The sequence below is a fragment of the Pseudomonas sp. UYIF39 genome (genome assembly GCF_029963765.1).
Lineage (GTDB): Bacteria > Pseudomonadota > Gammaproteobacteria > Pseudomonadales > Pseudomonadaceae > Aquipseudomonas.
This window is the reverse complement of record NZ_JALBYU010000022.1, coordinates 44,651-65,107: the sequence shown is the minus strand read 5'-3', so window position 1 is coordinate 65,107 and position 20,457 is coordinate 44,651. Positions and strand designations below refer to the sequence as shown.

General features: G+C 56.9%; 22 protein-coding genes and 1 pseudogene. 12 read left to right on the top strand and 11 right to left on the bottom strand.

From position 1 onward, the window contains the following. Positions 1 to 5: 5 nt before the first annotated feature. From MO767_RS24195 to MO767_RS24185, 3 genes are all read left to right on the top strand, one after another. On the top strand, positions 6 to 1,403 hold the full coding sequence (locus MO767_RS24195) for an alginate biosynthesis protein AlgX (RefSeq protein ID WP_129436744.1): 1,398 nt from the start codon (positions 6 to 8) through the stop codon (positions 1,401 to 1,403). Then, positions 1,403 to 2,494, top strand: coding sequence for a mannuronate-specific alginate lyase (locus MO767_RS24190; protein WP_282482571.1), 1,092 nt, complete (start codon positions 1,403 to 1,405; stop codon positions 2,492 to 2,494). Before MO767_RS24195 ends, MO767_RS24190 begins: the two co-directional genes overlap by 1 nt. Positions 2,495 to 2,627: 133 nt before the next feature. Further along, a complete protein-coding gene (locus MO767_RS24185; protein ID WP_129436742.1) occupies positions 2,628 to 4,049 on the top strand; it encodes a mannose-1-phosphate guanylyltransferase/mannose-6-phosphate isomerase in 1,422 nt (473 codons plus the stop codon). Positions 4,050 to 4,119: 70 nt separating this feature from the next. Here the strand turns inward: MO767_RS24185 and MO767_RS24180 are convergent. The 3 genes and pseudogenes from MO767_RS24180 to MO767_RS24170 all read right to left on the bottom strand — a co-directional run. Further along, positions 4,120 to 4,314: pseudogene (locus tag MO767_RS24180) on the bottom strand (XRE family transcriptional regulator); the annotation flags it as partial. 133 nt (positions 4,315 to 4,447) lie between these two features. After that, entirely contained in the window at positions 4,448 to 4,888 is a 441-nt protein-coding gene (locus MO767_RS24175) for a hypothetical protein (RefSeq protein WP_282482569.1), read from the bottom strand. A gap of 183 nt (positions 4,889 to 5,071) precedes the next feature. Then, the gene (locus MO767_RS24170; protein WP_282482568.1) at positions 5,072 to 5,272 is read right to left on the bottom strand and encodes a hypothetical protein; all 201 of its coding nucleotides are present in this window, start codon (positions 5,270 to 5,272) and stop codon (positions 5,072 to 5,074) included. A 190-nt stretch (positions 5,273 to 5,462) separates the two neighbouring features. Between MO767_RS24170 and MO767_RS24165 the strand changes: the two genes are divergently transcribed. Beyond that, the gene (locus tag MO767_RS24165) at positions 5,463 to 5,699 is read left to right on the top strand and encodes a hypothetical protein (protein ID WP_282482567.1); all 237 of its coding nucleotides are present in this window, start codon (positions 5,463 to 5,465) and stop codon (positions 5,697 to 5,699) included. 42 nt (positions 5,700 to 5,741) lie between these two features. Here the strand turns inward: MO767_RS24165 and MO767_RS24160 are convergent, their stop codons facing one another. Together MO767_RS24160 and MO767_RS24155 are read right to left on the bottom strand one after the other, a co-directional pair. Continuing rightward, positions 5,742 to 6,959 (bottom strand): DUF3422 domain-containing protein, encoded by a 1,218-nt coding sequence (locus MO767_RS24160; protein WP_282482624.1) that lies wholly within the window; start codon positions 6,957 to 6,959, stop codon positions 5,742 to 5,744. A gap of 123 nt (positions 6,960 to 7,082) precedes the next feature. Further along, positions 7,083 to 8,762: a thiamine pyrophosphate-binding protein gene (locus MO767_RS24155; RefSeq protein ID WP_282482566.1), complete on the bottom strand. Its 1,680-nt coding sequence runs from the start codon at positions 8,760 to 8,762 to the stop codon at positions 7,083 to 7,085. A gap of 309 nt (positions 8,763 to 9,071) precedes the next feature. Between MO767_RS24155 and MO767_RS24150 the strand changes: the two genes are divergently transcribed. The 3 genes from MO767_RS24150 (at position 9,072) to MO767_RS24140 (ending at position 11,297) form a co-directional block, all read left to right on the top strand. Further along, positions 9,072 to 9,338, top strand: coding sequence for a ParD-like family protein (locus MO767_RS24150; RefSeq protein WP_282482565.1), 267 nt, complete (start codon positions 9,072 to 9,074; stop codon positions 9,336 to 9,338). Next, the gene (map, locus tag MO767_RS24145; protein WP_282482564.1) at positions 9,335 to 10,126 is read left to right on the top strand and encodes a type I methionyl aminopeptidase; all 792 of its coding nucleotides are present in this window, start codon (positions 9,335 to 9,337) and stop codon (positions 10,124 to 10,126) included. The genes MO767_RS24150 and map overlap by 4 nt, the downstream gene beginning before the upstream one ends. A gap of 157 nt (positions 10,127 to 10,283) precedes the next feature. After that, the gene (locus tag MO767_RS24140; protein ID WP_282482563.1) at positions 10,284 to 11,297 is read left to right on the top strand and encodes a GlxA family transcriptional regulator; all 1,014 of its coding nucleotides are present in this window, start codon (positions 10,284 to 10,286) and stop codon (positions 11,295 to 11,297) included. Positions 11,298 to 11,370: 73 nt separating this feature from the next. On the opposite strand, the gene MO767_RS24135 is transcribed toward MO767_RS24140, so the two are convergent. Further along, positions 11,371 to 11,892, bottom strand: a complete 522-nt coding sequence (locus MO767_RS24135) for a hypothetical protein (RefSeq protein ID WP_349016935.1) — start codon at positions 11,890 to 11,892, stop codon at positions 11,371 to 11,373. 607 nt (positions 11,893 to 12,499) lie between these two features. Between MO767_RS24135 and MO767_RS24130 the strand changes: the two genes are divergently transcribed. Next, positions 12,500 to 13,375, top strand: a complete 876-nt coding sequence (locus tag MO767_RS24130) for an alpha/beta hydrolase (protein ID WP_282482562.1) — start codon at positions 12,500 to 12,502, stop codon at positions 13,373 to 13,375. On the opposite strand, the gene MO767_RS24125 is transcribed toward MO767_RS24130, so the two are convergent. The 3 genes from MO767_RS24125 to MO767_RS24115 are packed head-to-tail and all read right to left on the bottom strand — an operon-like array spanning position 13,349 to position 15,164. Continuing rightward, positions 13,349 to 14,116, bottom strand: a complete 768-nt coding sequence (locus MO767_RS24125; protein ID WP_282482561.1) for a metallophosphoesterase — start codon at positions 14,114 to 14,116, stop codon at positions 13,349 to 13,351. The genes MO767_RS24130 and MO767_RS24125 overlap by 27 nt on opposite strands. Before the next feature lie 15 nt (positions 14,117 to 14,131). Continuing rightward, positions 14,132 to 14,266 carry a hypothetical protein gene (locus MO767_RS24120; RefSeq protein WP_282482560.1) on the bottom strand — a complete coding sequence of 45 codons (135 nt, stop codon included), beginning with the start codon at positions 14,264 to 14,266 and terminating at the stop codon, positions 14,132 to 14,134. A gap of 7 nt (positions 14,267 to 14,273) precedes the next feature. Next, complete coding sequence (locus MO767_RS24115) at positions 14,274 to 15,164, bottom strand: LysR family transcriptional regulator (protein WP_282482559.1); 891 nt, start codon at positions 15,162 to 15,164, stop codon at positions 14,274 to 14,276. Positions 15,165 to 15,300: 136 nt separating this feature from the next. Between MO767_RS24115 and MO767_RS24110 the strand changes: the two genes are divergently transcribed. From MO767_RS24110 to MO767_RS24095, 4 genes are all read left to right on the top strand, one after another. After that, positions 15,301 to 16,140, top strand: coding sequence for a hypothetical protein (locus MO767_RS24110; protein ID WP_282482558.1), 840 nt, complete (start codon positions 15,301 to 15,303; stop codon positions 16,138 to 16,140). A 151-nt stretch (positions 16,141 to 16,291) separates the two neighbouring features. Then, entirely contained in the window at positions 16,292 to 17,260 is a 969-nt protein-coding gene (locus tag MO767_RS24105) for an ABC transporter substrate-binding protein (RefSeq protein WP_282482557.1), read from the top strand. A 131-nt stretch (positions 17,261 to 17,391) separates the two neighbouring features. Continuing rightward, positions 17,392 to 18,510: an S-(hydroxymethyl)glutathione dehydrogenase/class III alcohol dehydrogenase gene (locus MO767_RS24100; protein ID WP_282482556.1), complete on the top strand. Its 1,119-nt coding sequence runs from the start codon at positions 17,392 to 17,394 to the stop codon at positions 18,508 to 18,510. A 78-nt stretch (positions 18,511 to 18,588) separates the two neighbouring features. Further along, positions 18,589 to 18,972, top strand: a complete 384-nt coding sequence (locus MO767_RS24095; protein WP_282482555.1) for a VOC family protein — start codon at positions 18,589 to 18,591, stop codon at positions 18,970 to 18,972. 164 nt (positions 18,973 to 19,136) lie between these two features. Here MO767_RS24095 and MO767_RS24090 read toward each other — a convergent pair whose 3' ends face one another. Then, positions 19,137 to 19,523 (bottom strand): DUF488 family protein, encoded by a 387-nt coding sequence (locus tag MO767_RS24090; RefSeq protein WP_282482554.1) that lies wholly within the window; start codon positions 19,521 to 19,523, stop codon positions 19,137 to 19,139. 13 nt (positions 19,524 to 19,536) lie between these two features. Next, positions 19,537 to 20,256 carry a phosphatidylcholine synthase gene (pcsA, locus tag MO767_RS24085; protein WP_282482553.1) on the bottom strand — a complete coding sequence of 240 codons (720 nt, stop codon included), beginning with the start codon at positions 20,254 to 20,256 and terminating at the stop codon, positions 19,537 to 19,539. Positions 20,257 to 20,457 lie beyond the last annotated feature (201 nt).

Below are 20,457 nucleotides of genomic sequence, written 5' to 3'. Positions count from 1 at the left end.
TGCCGATGAACACCCTCCATGGATTTGCCGCGCTGTGCCTGCTGTCTGTGCCGACGTGGGGACAGGCGCAGCCGGAGTACACGGCCGAGGCCTGCTGTCAGCTGTGCCCACAAGCGGCGCAGGCGACACTTTACGAGCAGCCGGAGCTGAAAAACTACGCGACCCTGGTGGAGGCCCAAGACCAGTGGCTCTTTCGCACCCAAAGCGATTTTCGCACTGACTTCGGCCTCGATGAGAGCGGTTACAAAGCCCTCAAGCGTCTGCGCGACGGGCTGGCCCAACGCGGGGTCGAGCTGGTGTTGGTGTTGCCACCCAGCCGCGGCTTGCTGCATGCCGACCGCCTGACGCCGCTGGAACTGGCCAACTTCGATCAGGCCAAGGCCCGGCAGAACTACTTGCAAACGCTGGACCGGGTGCGCGACTTACGTATTCTGGTCCCCGACTTCACCAGCCTGCTGGGTGCGCCGCAGCCAACCGGGCAGCCTTTCTACTTCAAGGGCGACCACAACTGGACGCCCTATGGCGCCGAACGCAGCGCCCAGCTGGTGGCCCAGACGCTCAGCGGTAACGACGTGCTCAAGGCGTTGCCGCATCAGGTCTTCGCCAGCCAGCCGGTCGGCTTGTTGGGACGCTCTGGCACGTTGCAAAAAGCCGCCGCGCAGATCTGCGGCAACGGTTATGCGGCGCAGTTTGTCACCCGTTATCAAACCCGGGCCCAAGGCGATGCCAAGGTCCCCGCCAAGGTCGTATTGATCGGTACCAGCGCCAGCGGCGAGGCGTTCAACTTTGCCGGCTTCCTCGAACAGTATCTGCAGACGCCGGTCAGCAACTTCAGTGTGCCGGGCGGTGGCTATGATGATTCGTTGATCGCCTACCTGCTCGGCGACGACTTCCAGAAGCGCCCGCCGACGGTGCTGGTGTGGGAAACCGATAATCTCGACAACCTGGGCAAATCCAGTTTCTACCGGCAGGCGATGGCAGCGCTGAGCGATGGCTGCGACAACCAGGCGCCGCTGCTCAAAAGCCTTTCGACCCTGCACAGCGGGCGCAATCAGGTGTTGTTCAACGGCGGTGGCGGCAATGTGTATCCGATCAAGGGCAATCGTTATCAGGTCGACCTAAAGTTCGCCGATCCCGCCGTGCACCTGATGAGCGCGACCCTGACCTACATGAACGGTCGCCAGGAAAACATCAGCTTGAGCCGTTCGCCGACGGTCAATACCCAGGGCCGCTTCGCCTTCGAGCTGCGCGCCGATGCGGACTGGGACGAACTGACTTTTCTTTCCATGGACGTGCAGCCACCGCCTGGACCGACCTCCATGGAGCTCTCGGCCCGCTTGTGTGCCAAGCCCGTCATCTCTGCGACACCTTCCCTGCGCACCGCGCAGACGGAGGGGCACTGATGCGTCAGGCGCACTGGGCCGCCATTGGCGTGGCCTTCATTCTGATGGGGCCGACCGTGCAGGCGGTGGCCGCTCAACTGCGCCCGCCGCAGGGCTATTACGCGCCGGCCGTGGACAAGAAGGGCGACGTGCCGAGCTGTCCGGCGGCGCCCAAACCCTATACCGGTGACCTGTTGATCCCCAGTAAGTACGAGGGCTCGGGCAAGGCACGTGATCAGCTCAACGTGGAATCCAACCAACGCTACAAGCAAATGTCAGCCGATATCAACGAACTGGAGAAGGGCGTCAACAAACAAGTCGCCGCCTATTTACGGCTCGGCCGCGCCGGCCATGTGGACTGCACCCTGAGTTGGCTGGGCGATTGGGCCAAGGCGCAGGCGCTGCTGAGTACCACCTACACCCATACCGGCAAGTCGATGCGCAAATGGGCGCTGGGCAGTATTTCTTCGGCCTATCTGCGGCTCAAGTATTCGCGCTCGCAGCCTTTGAGGGGCCGCGAGGCGCAGACCCGACCGATCGAGGTCTGGATCGGCCAGCTCGCCGATCAGGTGGTGCGGGACTGGCGCGACCAGCCACTGGACCGACTGAACAATCACCAGTATTGGGCGGCCTGGGCCGTCATGGCGGCCTCGGTGGTGGTCGACCGACGCGACCTGTTCGACTGGTCGGTAGCGCAGTTTCGCATCGGCGCTTCCCAGGTCGATGCAGACGGATACCTGCCCAACGAACTGAACCGCGAAACCCGTGCGCTGGCTTACCACAACTATGCGATGGGGCCGCTGATGATGATCGCTGCCTTTGCCCGAGCCAATGACATCGACCTGCGCGAAGAAAACCACGGTGCCATGCGGCGTCTGGCGGCGCGGGTGGAGGAGGGGATCAAGGACCCACGCACGTTTGAACGCAAGACCGGCTACAAGCAGGAACTCGAGGACCTCGACGAGGATGGCAAGTTTGCCTGGCTGGAACCTTACTGCGCGCTGTACGACTGCTCGTTGCAAACCAACCGCTGGCGCCAATCGTTCGAACCGATGAAAACCTACCGCCTGGGCGGCGACATCACCCAGCTATTTGCTGACCAGAAAGAATAAATGTAACAACCAACACGCTCTGGATACCCGGTAGGGCCATTCGTAATTGGGCTTGTGTTGTAAAAGAGAAGGCAGTCCTTCGCTGTTCGAAGCGCCTTCATGTCGAGTGATGAAGGTGCAGGAGGAAAGTGCAATGATTCCAGTCATTCTGTCCGGCGGCAGTGGTTCGCGGTTGTGGCCGTTGTCGCGCAAGTTGTATCCCAAGCAATTCCTGAGTCTGGCAGGCGAGGGATCGCTGTTTCAGCAGACCCTGCAGCGCCTGGCGTTCGAGGGTATCGGCAAGCCGATCGTGGTCTGTAATCAGGAACATCGCTTTATCGTCAATGAACAACTCGCCGCCATCGGCTGTACGCCGCAGGCGATACTGCTGGAACCCTTCGGCCGCAATACCGCGCCGGCGGTGGCGCTGGTGGCCCTCAAGCTGATCGCCGAGGGCCGCGATGAGCTGCTGCTGGTGCTTCCGGCCGACCACGTGATTAGTGACGTGCCCGCCTTGCGCGCCACGCTGTCACACGCGCAGGAAGAGGCGCTCAAAGGCAATATGGTGTTGTTCGGCATTCCGGCGATGCGTCCGGAAACCGGTTTTGGGTATATCAAGGCCGCCGGCAGCGATGCTGGCGCCGGCGCCTTCAAGGTCGAGAAGTTTATCGAGAAACCCGACCAGCAAACCGCCAGCGAATTTGTCCGATCCGGCGAGTACTTCTGGAACAGCGGGATGTTCCTGTTCCGTGCCAGCCGCTATCTCGACGAGTTGCGCACTCACGAACCCGACATGTACGACACCTGCGTGCTGGCCCTGGAGCGCAGCCGCAGCAGCGAAGGCGTGACCAGTATCGATCGGGTCACCTTTGAATGCTGCCCGGACAACTCCATCGACTATGCGGTGATGGAGCGCACCAGCCGCGCCTGGGTCGTCCCGCTAAGCGCTGGCTGGAGTGATGTCGGTTGCTGGTCTTCGCTGTGGGATGTGCACGACAAAGACGTCGACGGGAATGTGCTCAAGGGCGATGTCGTCAGCTACAACAGCCGCAATTGCTTCGTGCATGGCAGTAGCAAGCTGGTGACCCTGCTAGGGCTGAACGATTTGGTCGTGATAGAAACCAAAGATGCGTTGATGGTCGCGCACCGCGATGCCGTGCAGGACGTGAAAAAACTGGTCAATGCGCTCGATGCCAAAGGTCGCTCGGAAACCCAGAGCCACTGCGCGGTGTATCGCCCCTGGGGCAGTTACGATTCGGTGGACAGCGGCACCCGCCATCAGGTCAAGCACATCACCGTGAAACCGGGCGCGCAGCTTTCCCTGCAGATGCATCACCACCGCGCCGAACACTGGATCGTGGTCTCCGGTACAGCCCAGGTGACGTGCAACGAAAAGGTCTTCCTGCTCACTGAAAACCAGTCAACCTACATCCCGATCGCTTCGGTGCATCGCCTGTCCAACCCCGGCAAGATCCCGCTGGAAATCATCGAGGTGCAGTCCGGCAGTTACCTGGGCGAGGACGATATCGAGCGCCTGGAAGATGTCTACGGCAGGAGCCAACAGGTCAAGAGTTGAGCCCATTTACCAGAAGCGTTGGCTTGTTTATCGAACGAGGAAGCTACGCGAGCTTCGTTGGGATCGAACCCACGCCGGGGCCATGGCCCTCGGAGACGTCTTCACCTAGCGGGCTCAGGCGCAGTTCGTAAAACTCCGATGGGCGCGCGACGTCGAACGGGAACAACGCGCGGTTGACAAAGGCGCCGCTGGCACTGACCAGCCGTTTGCTCTGGCTGGCCGACAGCACCGCCGCGCCTTCGAAGGCCCGATGCTCAAGAAACGCTCTTTTTAAAGCAGCGTATCAACTCGAGTAAGTGTCGAGTGAGCGCAGTGTTGGTGAGGCAACAGGGATTAGGCCGGGCGCGAGGATATGCAGAACTATTACTTGGGGCGGTGGGGTAGGGCACTGTTGAACACTAACTGCACATGACGCTGACGGCCTTCGCGGCGCGTTGCAGTTCTTGTTTAACGTCGACCGGTATCCGCTGTTTCACGAGTCGTTGCTCGAGGAATGTCTGATCCCCTCGGGTATCAACCTGAGCGTCAATAGCCGCATCCTCTGCTTCGATGGTGGCAGCGTGAGCCTCTATGACCGAGTCGACCTCAGCGTCGCTCTTGGCGGCGTCGAGCGCACCAATGAGTGTCGCCACTTCGTCTTCTTCAGCCTTGCCATAGGCCTCTACAGACAGTCCGGCAGCCAACGCCCGCGCCCGGATTTCCACGCCTTTCAGCGTCTGCTTGGCCTGTCCGCACAGCATGTCGTGTTTTTGGCTTTCGACGATTTTCCATTGGAAAAATCCATACGTCATCGTGCCGATAATCGCTACGGTGATACCACCGATCAGGAACCGTTTCATGGCTACAGTCGTGAACGTGTGGGGATTGAGAGTTCGGTGGACATCGCTTCGTTCTCTATTCGAGGAAATGAAAGCGTAGCACCGGAACCGGCCTAACCCCGTCCAACGTCAATGCAAATACATTGGTGAAGGAGAGGAGCGGCGTGTCTTCAAGATTACAACCTCACGTCCCTTGGACCCTTACTAGTTACCGTCCGCCACCTTCCGTTCTATCTCAGCTATTTTCCGACTGAGTTCCTCAGCTTCCTGCTCTTTGGTTCGAGTTGAAGAGAGCGTTACGGTTTCATCCACACCTTTGGCGTCCGTGTCCCTGTCCTCAAGCTCTCTTTCGGCGTTTGACGTTGCATTTGATTTGACGTCATTAACACTGTCGTCACTGTTCATATCGCTGACCTCTATAGACCTGAACATTGGATTCAACGCTATGGCTTGAGTTCGAGATTTTTTGTCGGCGTTCCTCGATTACCTGACGAAACGTACCGGCGGTCAGACGGTCTGAATTTCTCCGTGATACTCCACCGTCCGAGGAGCAGTCGCTCCTTGATAGCGGTGGAATCCGCCGGGGGAACACGTAATGCCATCGGTCGAAGACTTCAGGATCCACTCTCACGCTTTCCTGATCGAGCTGGATGCCGCAACGATGGGCATGATGACGCTGGTCTCTTCCAAACGTGTTTCAGGGCCGGAATGGGAAGAGGCAACCAAACGGCATCACGATGCTTATGAGATGTGGAATTCCTTTCTTAATGTCTCTGCTTCAAGCACTGACTCAGTCACTGCGTTAAAGGCTTCGGGCGCTGACGCTTGCTAGAGCCCTTGTGTGCGGTATTCAGCATCCCAGCGATTCGCCGTTTCAGTGCTCTTTGACTTTCTTGATGCGGAAAATAATCAGCGCAAGGATGGCGATCGCGAGGGGCGTCATGGCCAGCATCGCCTCTCGCGGGGCCACCTCGGCGCCGAGCAGGTGCAACCCTGAGTAGCCAAGCTTGAGCAGGTTCAGCAGGTAGTAAGTAATGGCAATAATCGACAGACCTTCCACGGCGCGCTGGATCTTGATCTGGGCATCGGCGCGGGCGTTCAGGCTTTTGAGAATTTCCGAGTTCTGTTCTTCCATTTCCACCTGAACCCGGGCTTGCAACAGGTCGCCCAGATTGGCCACGCTTTTGGCCAGGTGCTCCAGGCGTTGTTCGGTGGCGGTGCAGTACCTGACGGTGGGCTTGAAGCGACGTTCGATGAACACCCCGAGGCGCTGGCAATCGCCGACGTGGCTTTCCCGCAATTCGCCCAGGCGCTCGTACACGAGTTGGGCATAGGCCTGGGTGGCACTGAAGCGGTGGCGGGTTTTCGCGGTACTGCTGACCACTTGGGCTGACAGGTTGGAGATGTCCGCCAGCAGGGCTTTTGCGTTGCCGCTGTCAGCGTCGGCGTTACGCTCGGAGAGGGTGACCAAGGTTTTGTCAAAGACATCGAGTTGCGCGCTCAAGGTCTTGGCTGTGGTCAACGACAGCGAGGCCATCATGCGGTAGGTCTCGATTTCCAGCAGACGGCGGATCATCCGCCCTTGGCGGTAAGCGTTAAGGCGCCGGTTGACGAACAGGATGTGGTTGTTGCCATCCTCGCTGAGACGAAAATCGCTCCAGACCACCGCATCGCCACCGCCCACGCAGGAACCGCACGGGTCCTTGAAGCCGTAGCCGGCGAGGTCCAGGCCGGCTTCGCCACGCACGACGATCTGCACCGAGTTGATCAGCTGCGGCAAATGCGCTTCGACCTTTTGCGCCAGCACCTCGGGCAGCGATGTCCAGGACAGGTCATCGCAGGATGAAGTGACCACCAGGGTCAGGGTGAAGAACTCGGCGTGGCGTTCCCATTTCAGGGCGTGGCCATCGAGCTGGGTAATGCCCTGGGCGGCATGAGGATCGATCGGAGTAGAACAGCAGCGCTCCAGCAGCGCATTGCACTCCGGTTCCCCGCCGAGGAAGGCCAGATGAAACACATGGGCTGGCTCGTCGAAATACAGTGACGGGCGCGCGTGCAGTTCGTTGTGCAGGGTTTGTCTTTGCGGATGCATGCTGTTCAGGCCATTGATCGACTGCTGTTGTAGGTGGGACAGGTCGATGAACTGATGAGTCACAAGCTCAAAAAAAGGCGCCTTGTAAATCGTGAGTCAGGCGCCCAAAACGGAAGAGACGGGTTACTTCTTGCTTGATTGCTCCCTGATCTGGGTCAGGCTAAGTCGAGGGGTCAATGCTTCGGGGTCGACCCTGACCTCAATCAAGGATGGCCGGGACATACCAAGGCAGCGTTCAAACGCTGGGGCAAATTCCGACGTGGCGGTTACCACCTCGCCATGGAGTCCATAGGCTTGGGCAAGTGCGGCGAAATCCGGGTTGTGCAATTCGGTGCCTGAAACACGTCCAGGGTAATTGCGTTCCTGGTGCATTCTGATGGTTCCGTACATTCCGTTGTTGATCACGACGAAAATCACATGGGCGCCATACTGCGCTGCAGTCGCTATCTCCTGGCCGTTCATCAAGAAGCAGCCATCCCCGGAAAAAGAAACCACCACTCTGTCCGGGCACGTGAGTTTGGCGGCCACCGCCGCAGGAACGCCGTAGCCCATTGAGCCATTGGTAGGGCCTAACTGTGTGCGGTACTGCCGAAACTGGTAGAAACGTTGAAGCCAAACGGCATAATTTCCGGCGCCATTGGTCAGGATCGCATCGTCCGGAAGACTGCGATTCAACCACTCAATGATTTCCGCCATTTGCACATCGCCAGGGGAGGGCGAGTGTTGCAGATTTTCGCAGTAGTTTTTGTTGAGGGTGCGCGTCCATTCACTCTTTATTCGGCTGGTCACCGCTGGAAGCTTTGCGGCTGATTTGGCAAAGGTCGACATGCTGCTGTTTATCGCTAACGCAGGTTGGTAAACCCGCCCCAGTTCCTCGATGCCTTGGTGAATATGGATCAAGGTTTGCTTGGGTACCGGGATGTCCAAAGCCGCATATCCGCCCGTTGAAACCTCACCCATTCTGGAGCCCACGACCAGCAGCAGGTCGGCGTTTTTTACCGCTGAGGACAGCTGCGCTGACGCGGCGAAACCAAGATCGCCGACATAGTTCGGGTGTCGATTGTCGAACAGGTCCTGGCAGCGAAAGGAGGCGGCAACCGGGATATTTTGCTGTTCAGCAAAAAGCCGGATGTCGTGCACTGACTCGGTGTCCCAGCCGCTGCCACCCAGCACCATCAATGGGCGCTCTGATTGCTCAAGCAGTTGCTGCATGGCGGCCATTTGCTCGGCTGCCGGCGTCATCAATACGCGCTTGAAAGGCCCGGCATCACTGACTTCCGCCATTTCGGTCAGCATGTCTTCCGGCAGTGCGACCACGACAGGCCCTGGCCTGCCATTGACCGCTCGGTGGAACGCCTGGCTGATCAGTTCGGGAATTCTGCGGGTGTCGTCTATTTGCACGACCCATTTCGCCAAGGGGCCAAACATCTGGCGAAAATCAACTTCCTGAAAGGCTTCGCGATACTGCTGATCGCGAGCGACCTGGCCAATGAACAGAATCATCGGCGATGAATCCTGGAAAGCAGTGTGAACGCCAACCGAGGCGTTCGTTGCACCCGGGCCTCGGGTCACGAAGCAGATGCCTGGCTCTCCGGTGAGTTTGCCGTAGGCTTCTGCCATATAGGCCGCCCCACCTTCCTGGCGGCATACCACCAGATCGATTTCTTCTTGCACGTCATGCAATGCATCGAGAACCGAAAGGTAGCTTTCTCCCGGAACACAAAAAGCTCTTTTGACGCCGTGGATGCGCAAGGCATCCACCAATATCTGACCTCCGCTACGACGAGAAATGGTTTTATTCATTGTTATCTCCTGAGTCGAATGGTGCGGTGTGAAAGGGTGAATCGCTCTCTTTCTGACAGGTACTGACTCGATCAAATGGAAGAACAACGGCTAGCGTCTGCGCCACGAATTCTGAGCATCATCGAGTGGGGGTACAAACGATGATTGCTCCGCACTTCATTCCCTCAGCTATTGAAGTCGGGCTTGAAGTCGCCCAGTGACTTTTTATGCTGCCGCGCGCTTCAGGCGTGGCTATAAATCGTGAAATTGCAATTTCACACGACTACCGACTAATATACGGTCCATATACATTTCATATCGGATTAAGCAGTGGGTATCGTAAAAATTTCAGAAGCCATGCACGAGAATCTGCGCGTCGCCAGCGATGCGCTGAGTCGCTCGATCAATGCACAAGCCGAGCACTGGATGCGCATTGGGATGCTTGCGGAGTTACATCCCGAACTGGACCACAGCGACATCTGCCGCTTGCTGATTCGTACCGAGCTGGCGGGCGGCCTCGATGTAAAACAGCTTTGCGCGCTCGCCGATTTTTCGCAAAACGCCCAGGTTGATGCAGCACCAGTAGCCAAGCAATGAAGGCCAACGTCAAGCTCAATACCCCGGCAGAAATAGCCCTGTCTCGTGCTGCGGGCACGCTGGCCGCCGAGGTCCTGGCCATGATTGCTCCCCACGTCAAAGCGGGGGTCACCACCGACCAACTCGATCAGCTCTGTCACGACTACATCGTCAACGTGCAGAAAGCCATTCCGGGCAATGTCGGCTATCACGGCTTCCCGAAAACCGTGTGTACTTCGGTCAACCAGGTGGTCTGCCATGGCATTCCTTCAGCCACGCCACTAAAGGATGGCGACATCGTCAATATCGACATTGCCGTTATCAAGGAGGGTTGGTACGGCGACACCAGCCGCATGTACTTCGTGGGTGAGCCTGGCCCGGATGCCCGACGCCTGGCAGAGACGACCTATGAAGCGATGTGTGCCGGTATTCGCGTCGTCCGCCCCGGCGCTACCCTGGGTGACATTGGCCATGCCATTCAGAAGGTGGCCGAAAGAGACGGATTCAGCGTCGTGCGTGAATACTGCGGTCACGGTATCGGCAAGATTTATCACGATGAGCCGCAGGTCCTTCACTACGGCTTCCCAGGCCATGGCCTGAAACTGAAAGCCGGCATGATCTTTACCATTGAACCTATGTTGAACGCTGGCAAACGCCATGTGAAAACCCTGGCTGATGGCTGGACCGTAGTCACCAAGGACCACTCACTCTCGGCTCAGTGGGAGCATATGGTCGCAGTCACTGACGACGGCTTCGAGGTTCTGTCCCCTTGGCCCGATGGTGTCGATGGGTATCCCGCCATCGTTTAGGCGCGGTTTGCGAGTGACACACAGCTACGTCACGGCTTTCAGCTGGCCTGATCAATCGCAAAATGGCGCTAGTGGTTTTGAAACGTCTGCAGTTAGCATTGAGGTTTATCAACGCACCCAACGACAGGTTGGGTAACGTAACCGAGTAGGTCAAACATTGATCGAACGACGCCAATTTAGCGGAGGCATGAAGGGGAAAAATCTCCGCTATCTGAATGAGAACCCCAACGAGAAAACTCAAATGGTTCGGGCAGGATTTCTGTTGCTTGAACATTTCTCGCTGCCCGCGTTCACGCAAGCACTGGATACGATTGTCACCGCCAATCTTCTGCGCCCCGGGTTGTTCTCTTCCCGAACGTTCGGCTTGACCGATGAGGAGGTCGTCAGTGACCTGGGCCTGGTCATTCGGCCAGATGCCCGTTTCGATTGTTCAGCGGTCCAGGACCTGGATCTTCTGGTCATTTGCGGTGGCTACAGGACAGAACTCAAAGCGACGGATGAACTCATCTCCCTGTTGAGGGCTGCATCAGACCAGGGCGTCAGTCTGGCCGGGTTGTGGAATGGTGCGTGGTTCCTGGGGAGGGCAGGCTTGCTTGACGGATATCGTTGCGCGATTCACCCCGAACATCGCCCCGCACTCGCGGAAATCTCCAAGGCGACGCATGTCACCAGTGAACCCTACGTCATCGATCGAGACCGGCTCACGGCTTCCAGTCCCTCTGGGGCATTCCATATGGCGCTGGACTGGATCAAAGGCTTGCACGACAAAGCCCTCGTCGAGGGGATTGAGGACATCCTGGCTTTCGAGGAGTCGCGTTATCGGCGCATAAAACCGACTGAAAATATCTGTGTGAGCGCGCCATTACGCGAGGTGGTGAAGCTGATGGATGCCAACCTCGAAGAGCCTCTGGAGCTGGAGCAGTTGGCGGTTTACGCTGGCCGTTCGCGTCGACAACTGGAGCGCTTGTTCAAGGAGCAGCTCGGGACAACGCCGCAGCGATATTACATGGAGCTGCGAATTACCGAGGCGCGTCGGTTGCTCCAGCACACGGAGCTATCCCAGGTGGACGTGTTGGTTGCGTGTGGCTTTGTATCGCCCAGCCACTTCAGCAAGTGCTACAGCTCGTACTTCGGATACAGACCTTCCAAGGAAACGCGACTCGTCAAATAGCATCGCTTTTTGAGTCTGTGCTTACTCGTGATTTGCGCAGATTTACGCCGACCCTTTGCCAATCATGTTTTGGTTACGGGCGGCGGCTTGCCCGGTAGGTATATCGCAATCCAATCAACAGAAGCAGGGTGATCAGGCCGAGTCCCAGACCACGAGTAATCGCCGGTTTAACCAATGGCACACGGTTATCTTGTGCGCAGGCTGCGCTGTCGACTTCCGCGACGGTGATTTGCCCGTAGTCTGTCAGGTGCCGCTTTTCGCCATTCAGGATCGCCGCCTGTTGTTCCAGATCCAAAGCCTGATACTTCCAGAGCGTTGGCGATCCTTCTCGGCAATAGGTGAACGTTTTCGGGTTTGACGCGGCAATAATACAAGCGTCGTTGATTCCCCGTTTTTTCAGCGTTTCAGCAGCCGACCTTGTGAAGTCCAGATCAAGGGCGGGAATAATCCCTGTGGCAGAAGCCGCGACCGAAACCAAAAGGCTGCACGCGACGCAGATATTTGAAATTTTCAAGGTGGGTTCGCCTTGTTGTTCATTTATTTTTTTTATTGACGCGCGGAGCGTGGCCAGCCTGCCTTTAATGAAGTTGGGCAATTAATAAGCCTGCTAGCTTTGGCGGGCGAAAGTCCCCAACCTTGGGGTGATTCCTGATAGTGGGGCGGTCTGTCGTCTAGATGCTTACCACAATCAACACCCTGTTCAGGCCCTGCATTAACCCCCAGTTACCGCAAAAGATGCCAAAGCAAGGCTTGGGCCAATAGCCAAGTATTTCGACGAGACCGATGACTCGGGGGCGTCACCCGGGAAGTGATCCCCAATCACGGGATAGCGGCCTGCGGAGGTTTCGCGCATCGCCTTGTCTTGGGTGACATCGTTCGACCATCACGCCGACTTCGACGCAATAACTCGTCTGCGCTCTTGCGGACGGGGAAATCCCTGCTTAACTCTGAACATATGGTCAGTCAGTGACTCATTGGTCACTGTAGCCATCCGAGCACCCTCGCGCTGTTGTTGCTTGTCCGTGTTGCCAGACCAAGCCCGAGGAGGCCTATGCGTTGATATTTGAGAACCACCCTGAGTTATCAATGTATTGACCTGACACTTCGCTGTCAGGTCCGCGTGTTCTGCTTTCTGCGATAGGGCCCTGTGGGCATTCCTCACGCTGTGCGCTTAGTCCAATGGGTTCAAGGAAGTAAATGTCATGATGCCGAAAACTGCCATCGTCGAGATCTGCGGGAAGTACAAGGTTTATACCGAGCACTATCTCAACACTGCCGCTGACAAGACCATCATTCTGGTCAACGGCTCACTGGCAACGACCGCATCTTTTGCCCAAACGGTGCGTTACCTGCAGCCGCGATTCAATGTAGTTCTCTACGACCAGCCCTACGCCGGTCAGTCGATGCAACACAACCTCCACGGCCAACCGATCCGAAAGGAAGACGAGGCAGCGATACTGCTGGATTTAATCGAACACTTTGGTGCGCACCATGTGCTGTCCTTTTCCTGGGGCGGCGCGGCGACCTTGCTGGCGCTGGCTCAGCGGCCGCGACGAATCGAGAAGGCGGTGATCAATTCATTCGCAGCGCGTATCAATACACCGATGCGCGATTACCTGGAGAGCGGCCTGTACCATCTGCAGGCTTGCGACCGCCTCAATGTCGGTCGCTTGATCAACAGCACAATCGGCAAGCACCTGCCATCGCTGTTCAAACGCTTTAATGATCGCCATGTCAGAAGCCTGGCCGAGCACGAGTACAGGCAGATGCATTACCACGTCAATGAGGTGCTGACCCAAGACACCCATTGCTATGTCGCCTGCGCCGCTGCCATCGAAATACCGCTGCTGTTTGTCAACGGCGAATGGGATGAGTACACCTCGGTCGAAGACGCCCGGCTGTTCGCCGATCATGCGTCTCAGTCCCGGTTCCATACCATCAAGAACGCCGGGCACTTCCTTGATATGGAACATCCGGCGGCCTGGCAAGACACCCGGCAGGCCTTGCTCGGTTTTCTGGACCCGGCTTCCAGGAGGCAGGGCCGTGTTGCCTCAGATGTCCAGGTCAATCACGTATGAGTCATTAAATTCCGGATTTTCATTAATGCCATTTTTTGCATAGCCCCGGGCGTTGCAAATGACGCGAGTTTTGCCCACTTGGTAGTCAAAGCTCTCATGGGTATGGCCATGCAGCCAAAGTGCCGGCTGCCAGACGTTGATCCGGTCTTCGAGGTCTGAAACAAAACTCGCGTTAATCGGCGAATTCTCAAACAGCGGGCTGATGCTCAACCGTGTCGGTGCAAAATGCGAAACCACCACCGTGGGCTTGGTTCTGTCGCGGGTGAAGCAGTCTTCCAGCCAGGCGACTGTCTGTAAAAAAATCAGTTGGGAAATTGCCGGGCTGAACAGGTCTGGAAAATCTGGCGAGATTTTTATGTGGGTGAAGTCCCGCATAAGCTTCGCAGCCAGATCAATACCCTGTGCCCGATCCTCAGCAGAATTGAAAAGACGATAGTCAGACCACAAGGTGCAACCCAAAAACCGCACGCCGTTGTGGACATACTCCGAACGTTCCAACACGTGTATCGGTGTGCCTTCCGACAACCTGTTCAAGTGCTCGTAAGTAGAGATCAAGTCACTGCCATAAAACTCGTGATTCCCTGCCACGTACACGATCGGAACAGGGCACGATTTGGCCCACTCAATGGCCTTGGCCGGTCGGGAGATGTCTCCCGCGAGGACGACAATATCGGCGTCCACATCGGGAAAAGGTAACGCGTTGACGGACAAATGGATGTCTGACAGCAAGGCGATGCGCATCGATCAACTCCTACCTTATTTTCGTTGCAGCCAGATGTGCTGGCGTTCCAGCACCGATTGAGCCGTCTCTCCCACCAGTTCGCTGTAAACGGCAGGAAGTGGCGCCTTGGCGTTGAGGCGCCGTGTGACGATGTCGAATAGCACGTGCATGGTCTAGCTATGCATAGCCTTTCTCGGATTTCCCAGCATGTTTGATCCAACTGGTCAGCTCGGTGACCAGTTGATTGACTTCACTGCCTTCGGGCTCGGACGGGCGAATAATTGCGTTCCATGCGATATCCAGGCCGTCATTCAGGGCTGCCCATGCAAGCTCTCCGCGCTCAAGGCTGGGCGTCACCAAGTCGCGTTGCAATATGCTGATTCCGTATCCCGAGCGCACCAGTTCGACGATGGCTTCAATCAACTCCACGGTAATCATTCGGCGCGGCAAAATACTCGCGGGCGCGAAGAACCGGTCATATTCCCAGCCGCTTGCGCGGTCCGTTGAATACGTCACCAGGTTGTAGGTTTTGAAGTCTTCGGCATAAATGTTTTTCCTCTGCGCCAGTGGGTGATCGGTTGCCATGATCGCAATCAGGTCGTCACGGAAAAGCGGCAACTTGGCAACACCACTCGGCACCATACCGTCATCAATAATCGACACATCGAGCCTGCCTTGCATCAGGCTGGCATAAACGTCGTTACGGGGCACGGTCACCAGTGTTATTTCGATGTCTGGACGAAGACTGGAGTAATGCTTGATAAATTTTGGAATCCAGCGAAACGGCCCGTATGAGGTGACGCCCATACGTACAAAGGCTGTGACCCCGCCTGCCATGGATCTGGCCTCCGCCTCCGCTTCGTTCAGAATCGCGATGATGTCTCTTGCTGCTCGCTCCAGGCGCACACCCGCAGGGCTGAGTCGCAACTTTCCCCCTGAGCGCTCTGTCAGGGTCACGCCAAGCCGGCGTTCCGCCTCCCGCATGCGATGACTGACGGCTGAAGGCGTCAGCCATAGACGCTCGGCCACAGCGGTCACCGAATCGACTTCCGACAGGGTTTGCAGCATTACGAGGTGATCCAGGGTGAGTCTCATAGGGCGCGACCTGAAAATAATTCACAAAATAGCGTAAAAATATGAGCGTGACTTGTTTTTGCCTCCGATGCAATCTGACTCCAGCAAGAGCCACCGGAGACCAATAATCATGTCTATGCTTCCTCTCACACCCGCCGTAACCCTGGGCGATGTCATCGACCTTGAGCGTTATCCCATTACCGATCGAACCCACCCCGCTTATCGGGCGCTGGTCACTCATAGCCAGTCATTGCTCGGGCAGGAAGGCGTCGCGATCTTCCCGGGATTTGTCCGTGATGAGTCGGTTGCGACGATGGCGGATCAAACGCTTGAACTACACCCGCGCATGTTTCATTTTCGGGAAAACCACACGGTTTATTTCAAACCTCAAGAGAAAAACGTTGATTCAGGGCATCCCCTGCGGCGTTTGATGAAAACTGAAAAAGATACTGTCGCCTACGCGGATATTCCTGGCGACAACTTGATCAGACGGATCTATGAATCGGACGAAGTGCTTTCTTTCATCAAGGACGTGTTGGGTCTGGATACGCTCTATCGCCATGCTGATCCGTTAGCCGCGCTTAACTTGCAGGGCTTTACGACGGGGCAGCAATTGGGGTGGCACTTTGACCGCTCCGATTTCAGCGTCACGCTGTCACTCCAGGCCGCAAGTGCCGGCGGGGATTTTGAATATGTACGCATGCTTCGCAATGAGGACGACGACTGTTATGACGCGGTCGGGCAATTCCTTGATAACCCCGATACCCAACAGATAGAGGTACTGCCTCAAGTGCCTGGAACACTGACATTGTTTCGCGGCCGCTATTCACTGCATCGTGTTACGCCGGTGGTGGGCGACAGGTTAAGACTCAACGCGGTATTCGCTTACGTGGATCAGCCAAATGTCGAGTTCAGCGCCTATGCCCGTCAATTGTTTTACGGGCGTACCACGGTAGAGCCTTTGAATTAAGTTACCCAATCCACAATAAAACTATTCACTCACTCCATCGCTTCACGTGTCTGCACAGGCACCTGTCCACGTTAGATCTGATGGTCTCGTTCGCCTCGCGTGTGCACGCAACAGTTCGCTGCCCCCAATAATAATTTCGGAGCGTCTGATCATGAAATACAAGAAGAACTTGCTGGCCTCGTTACTCACCCTTGGCTTACTCGTCGGTAGCGCCTCAAGTCAGGCTTCAGGGTGGTGTGAGTCAGGCAAATCGGTGAAATTTGCCGGTCTGAATTGGGAGAGCGGGATGCTCCTCACCGACATCATGATGATCGTTCTCAAGGATGGCTACGGTTGTGCAACTGACCAGTTAGTGGGGAATACCATCATTCTTGAGACCGCCCTGGCCAGCAACGATATTCAGGTATTTGGCGAAGAGTGGATGGAGCGTAGCGAAGTCTGGAAGAAGGCAGCAGCAGCCGGAAAGGTCGTCGGGGTCGGCGCTCCGATCATTGGTGCGACTCAGGGCTGGTATGTGCCGCGTTATGTCGTGGAGGGGGACGCCAAACGCAACAGGCCTGCACCAGCACCTGAGCTCAAGACCGTTGCCGACCTGAGCAAGTACCCAGGCATTTTTAAAGATTCGGAGGAACCGTCCAAAGGCCGTTTCTACAACTGTCCCGCTGGCTGGATTTGTGAGCAGGACAATACCGAGATGCTGAAAGAGTACGGTCTTGAAAATACCTTCACAAATTTCCGTCCAGGCACCGGTGCGGCCTTGGATGCGGCAGTTCTGTCCAGCTACAAGCGCGGTGAACCGGTACTGTTCTACTACTGGTCACCGACTCCGCTGATGGGGCAAATCGACGCGATAAGGCTCGAAGAAAAGACCGGAGCCAACAAAGACGTCATTACCATGGTCGGACTCTCCAAGGCTTTTCATGAGCAGGCTCCTGAACTGGTTGCGGTTCTGGAGAAGGTCAACATCCCCATCGATCTGTTGAATCAGAACCTGGCGAGGATGACCCGGGAGCGCATCGAATCTCCGAAGCTGGCCAGGATTTTTCTCAAGGAGCACCCGGAAGTCTGGCACGCCTGGGTCGATGAAGCCGTCGCAAAAAAAATCGACGCAACGCTCTAATCGGTTCTTGGGGCAAGGAAGCCCTGACCCTTGACATGTCACTAGCGCGACCTGCGTAAACACTATCTCATTTCTGATTTTTCTTGTTTCTACAAAGAGGCGACGCCTCTTTGCGCCTGGGAATTACGAATATGATCAAATCACGAGCTGCCGTAGCTTTTGCAGCCAACCAACCCCTGCAAATTGTCGAAGTCGATGTGGCTGCACCACAAGCCGGGGAGGTGCTGGTACGCATCATCGCGACCGGTGTCTGCCATACCGATGCGTTTACCCTGTCCGGTGCTGATCCCGAAGGTATTTTTCCAGTCATTCTCGGCCACGAAGGCGGCGGTATCGTCGAGGCAATCGGCGAAGGGGTGACTTCAGTGGCGGTAGGCGATCATGTGATCCCGCTTTACACCCCGGAATGCGGGGAGTGCAAATTCTGCACATCCGGCAAGACCAACCTCTGCCAGAAAATTCGCGCGACCCAAGGCAAAGGCCTGATGCCGGACGGCACCAGCCGTTTTTCCTACAAGGGCCAACCGATATTCCACTACATGGGCACTTCGACGTTTTCCGAGTACACGGTACTGCCAGAAATCTCGCTGGCCAAAATCCCGAAGGAAGCGCCGCTAGAGAAGGTTTGCCTGCTCGGTTGCGGTGTAACGACCGGTATTGGCGCGGTGCTCAACACGGCCAAGGTGGAGGAGGGCGCCAGCGTGGCCATCTTCGGTCTGGGCGGCATCGGCCTGGCAGCCATTATCGGCGCCACCATGGCCAAGGCGGGTCGAATAATCGCGATCGATATCAACCCGGCCAAGTTCGACATCGCCAGACAATTGGGCGCTACCGACTTCATCAATCCGAAGGAATACGACAAGCCGATCCAGGACGTAATAGTCGAGATGACCGAGGGCGGTGTGGATTACTCCTTTGAATGCATCGGGAACGTCAACCTGATGCGTGCAGCACTCGAGTGCTGCCATAAGGGCTGGGGCGAGTCGGTCATTATCGGGGTCGCTGGCGCCGGCCAGGAAATCAGTACCCGACCGTTCCAGCTGGTAACCGGACGAGTCTGGCGCGGCTCGGCCTTTGGCGGAGTGAAAGGTCGCAGCGAACTGCCCAGCTATGTCGAGAAGTCTCAACAGGGGGAGATTCCGCTGGATACCTTCATCACTCACACCATGGGTCTGGATGACATCAACAAGGCCTTTGACCTGATGCGCGAAGGCAAGAGCATTCGCACCGTTATTCATTTCGATCGCTGACTCAACCGCTTGGCGATGGCCGCCCGGGCGAAACTGTTAATACCCACCCACCGCGTTTCCACCAAAGAGAACATCACAATGAGCATCTTCACGCACGTCACCGTCGGTACCAATGACCTGCAAAAAGCCCGCAGCTTTTACGACAATGTACTCGGAGCATTAGGCCAGAAGCGTATCGCTGACCTGGACGACAATGGCTCGATCTGGGGGCAGAACGCCCCGTCCTTCTTTGTGCTGAAACCAGCCAACGGCGCCCCTGCCAGCGTGGGCAACGGCGTTACTGTCAGCTTTGAAGCACCGGATCGAGCTGCCATTGATGCCTTCCACGCCGCCGCGCTGGCCAATGGCGGTACCGACGAAGGCGCGCCAGGGCCACGAGGCTGGGCCCCCAATGCCTATGCCGCTTACGCCCGCGACCTCGACGGTAACAAGCTGGCCGCGTACTGCTTCAAATCTGCCTAAGCTTCAGGTGCGGCATCAACTGAGCTGCGTCATTCATCCTCATTACCGGGTGCATCACGCTTAGTGTCGTCGTCACTTTCGACAGCCTGTTAGTGAACATGTCTATTGTTCGCGCAACAGGCTGGTCGGGTCGTTTGCTGCGAGGAGTAGCGCTGCGCCAGCGACTATTTGAGCTGCGCACCACGCACCTTTAACAACTCCCGCAATACCGACCGATGGCAATGCGCTTCATCTTCGCAATAACAACCAATGGCCAGTGACGTTTGGTGGGACAACGCCGCCAACAAATCGAGCAACTGGCTGGGCGCCGGGTGGTTCATTTCGGTCTTGAACTTGCGCTTGAAGGCTTCCCACGCCTTGGCGTCTTCCGCCGCTTTGGCTTCTGCGACCAGTTCGGCACTGGGAGACAGCAGCGGCTGCCACACGTCATAAAAATCCCGACTGGCAAACTCGGCTTTCGGCACGCCACGCGGCGGGCGACGCACCGTGCCCAGGCGCAGGCCTTCATTGGCGGCGCGCGGTGTACCGAGTTGGACGATATGGATGGCCACGCTCTACAGTCCTTTATCCGCGCGAGTTTTCGAACCACTCCAGCGCCGTGCGCCAGATGCAGATCCCCAGGAAGTAAGCCGACATCAGCAGCCAAAGCCCCATCACCAGCGGGTTGATCACCGGATGGTTGACCACCAGCGACAAACTGCACAGCAGCCAGATGGCCGTTACGGCGATGTTGATCGGCATGAACTTGCGCACGCGGAACGGGTGGAGGAACTTCATCCGGGTCACGGTCAACAGTGCCAGGCCGATGATGGTGAGAAGGGTGATCCACGGCGACGGGGCGATGATGTACAGGCACAGGGCTACCACGTTCCAGGCGGCTGGGAAGCCCTGGAAGTAGTTGTCTTTGCTCTTCATGTTGACGTTGCAGAAGCAAAACAGCGACGAGACCAGAATCAGCGACACTGACAGCAGCAGCGTGTAATCCGGCAAGGGGATGTAACGATAAATGAACAGCGCGGGGATAAACACGTACGTCAGGTAGTCGATGACCAGATCGAGGATCGAGCCATCGAAACTTGGCAGTACCGACTGGACATTGACCTTGCGTGCCAACGCGCCATCCAGCCCATCGACGATCAGGGCGACGCCCAGCCACAGCAGGCAGTTTGTGGCCTGGTTTTCCAGCAGGGCGAGGGTCGCGAGGAAGGCAGTGACCACGCCGGTGGCGGTAAAACCATGGGCGCCCCATGCTTTGAGCCTGGCGATGTGTAGGGTCGATATCACGGGGGCGTTCTCCAGAAAGTGAAGCAAGCCTGTTATCACCCCTTCAATTGGGGGTGTCGGCAAACCAAGTCAGGTTGCATGTATCGACCGGGTATCCGGGGATAAGGTTCACCATCAGTAAATCTTAGCTGGGCCGCAAAAAAATACCCCGGATAAGTCCTGGGTATTAAATGAAACATCGGCGCAGGGCGATACGTTTTA

What these genes read in the sequence shown, in the direction of transcription:
- MO767_RS24195 (WP_129436744.1), top strand. Translation starts at nt 6, where the DNA reads ATGAACACCCTCCATGGATTTGCCGCGCTGTGCCTGCTGTCTGTGCCG.
- MO767_RS24190 (WP_282482571.1), top strand. Translation starts at nt 1,403, where the DNA reads ATGCGTCAGGCGCACTGGGCCGCCATTGGCGTGGCCTTCATTCTGATG.
- MO767_RS24185 (WP_129436742.1), top strand. Translation starts at nt 2,628, where the DNA reads ATGATTCCAGTCATTCTGTCCGGCGGCAGTGGTTCGCGGTTGTGGCCG.
- MO767_RS24175 (WP_282482569.1), bottom strand. Translation starts at nt 4,888, where the DNA reads ATGAAACGGTTCCTGATCGGTGGTATCACCGTAGCGATTATCGGCACG.
- MO767_RS24170 (WP_282482568.1), bottom strand. Translation starts at nt 5,272, where the DNA reads ATGAACAGTGACGACAGTGTTAATGACGTCAAATCAAATGCAACGTCA.
- MO767_RS24165 (WP_282482567.1), top strand. Translation starts at nt 5,463, where the DNA reads ATGCCATCGGTCGAAGACTTCAGGATCCACTCTCACGCTTTCCTGATC.
- MO767_RS24160 (WP_282482624.1), bottom strand. Translation starts at nt 6,959, where the DNA reads ATGCATCCGCAAAGACAAACCCTGCACAACGAACTGCACGCGCGCCCG.
- MO767_RS24155 (WP_282482566.1), bottom strand. Translation starts at nt 8,762, where the DNA reads ATGAATAAAACCATTTCTCGTCGTAGCGGAGGTCAGATATTGGTGGAT.
- map (WP_282482564.1), top strand. Translation starts at nt 9,335, where the DNA reads ATGAAGGCCAACGTCAAGCTCAATACCCCGGCAGAAATAGCCCTGTCT.
- MO767_RS24130 (WP_282482562.1), top strand. Translation starts at nt 12,500, where the DNA reads ATGATGCCGAAAACTGCCATCGTCGAGATCTGCGGGAAGTACAAGGTT.
- MO767_RS24125 (WP_282482561.1), bottom strand. Translation starts at nt 14,116, where the DNA reads ATGCGCATCGCCTTGCTGTCAGACATCCATTTGTCCGTCAACGCGTTA.
- MO767_RS24120 (WP_282482560.1), bottom strand. Translation starts at nt 14,266, where the DNA reads ATGCACGTGCTATTCGACATCGTCACACGGCGCCTCAACGCCAAGGCG.
- MO767_RS24115 (WP_282482559.1), bottom strand. Translation starts at nt 15,164, where the DNA reads ATGCTGCAAACCCTGTCGGAAGTCGATTCGGTGACCGCTGTGGCCGAG.
- MO767_RS24110 (WP_282482558.1), top strand. Translation starts at nt 15,301, where the DNA reads ATGTCTATGCTTCCTCTCACACCCGCCGTAACCCTGGGCGATGTCATC.
- MO767_RS24105 (WP_282482557.1), top strand. Translation starts at nt 16,292, where the DNA reads ATGAAATACAAGAAGAACTTGCTGGCCTCGTTACTCACCCTTGGCTTA.
- MO767_RS24100 (WP_282482556.1), top strand. Translation starts at nt 17,392, where the DNA reads ATGATCAAATCACGAGCTGCCGTAGCTTTTGCAGCCAACCAACCCCTG.
- MO767_RS24095 (WP_282482555.1), top strand. Translation starts at nt 18,589, where the DNA reads ATGAGCATCTTCACGCACGTCACCGTCGGTACCAATGACCTGCAAAAA.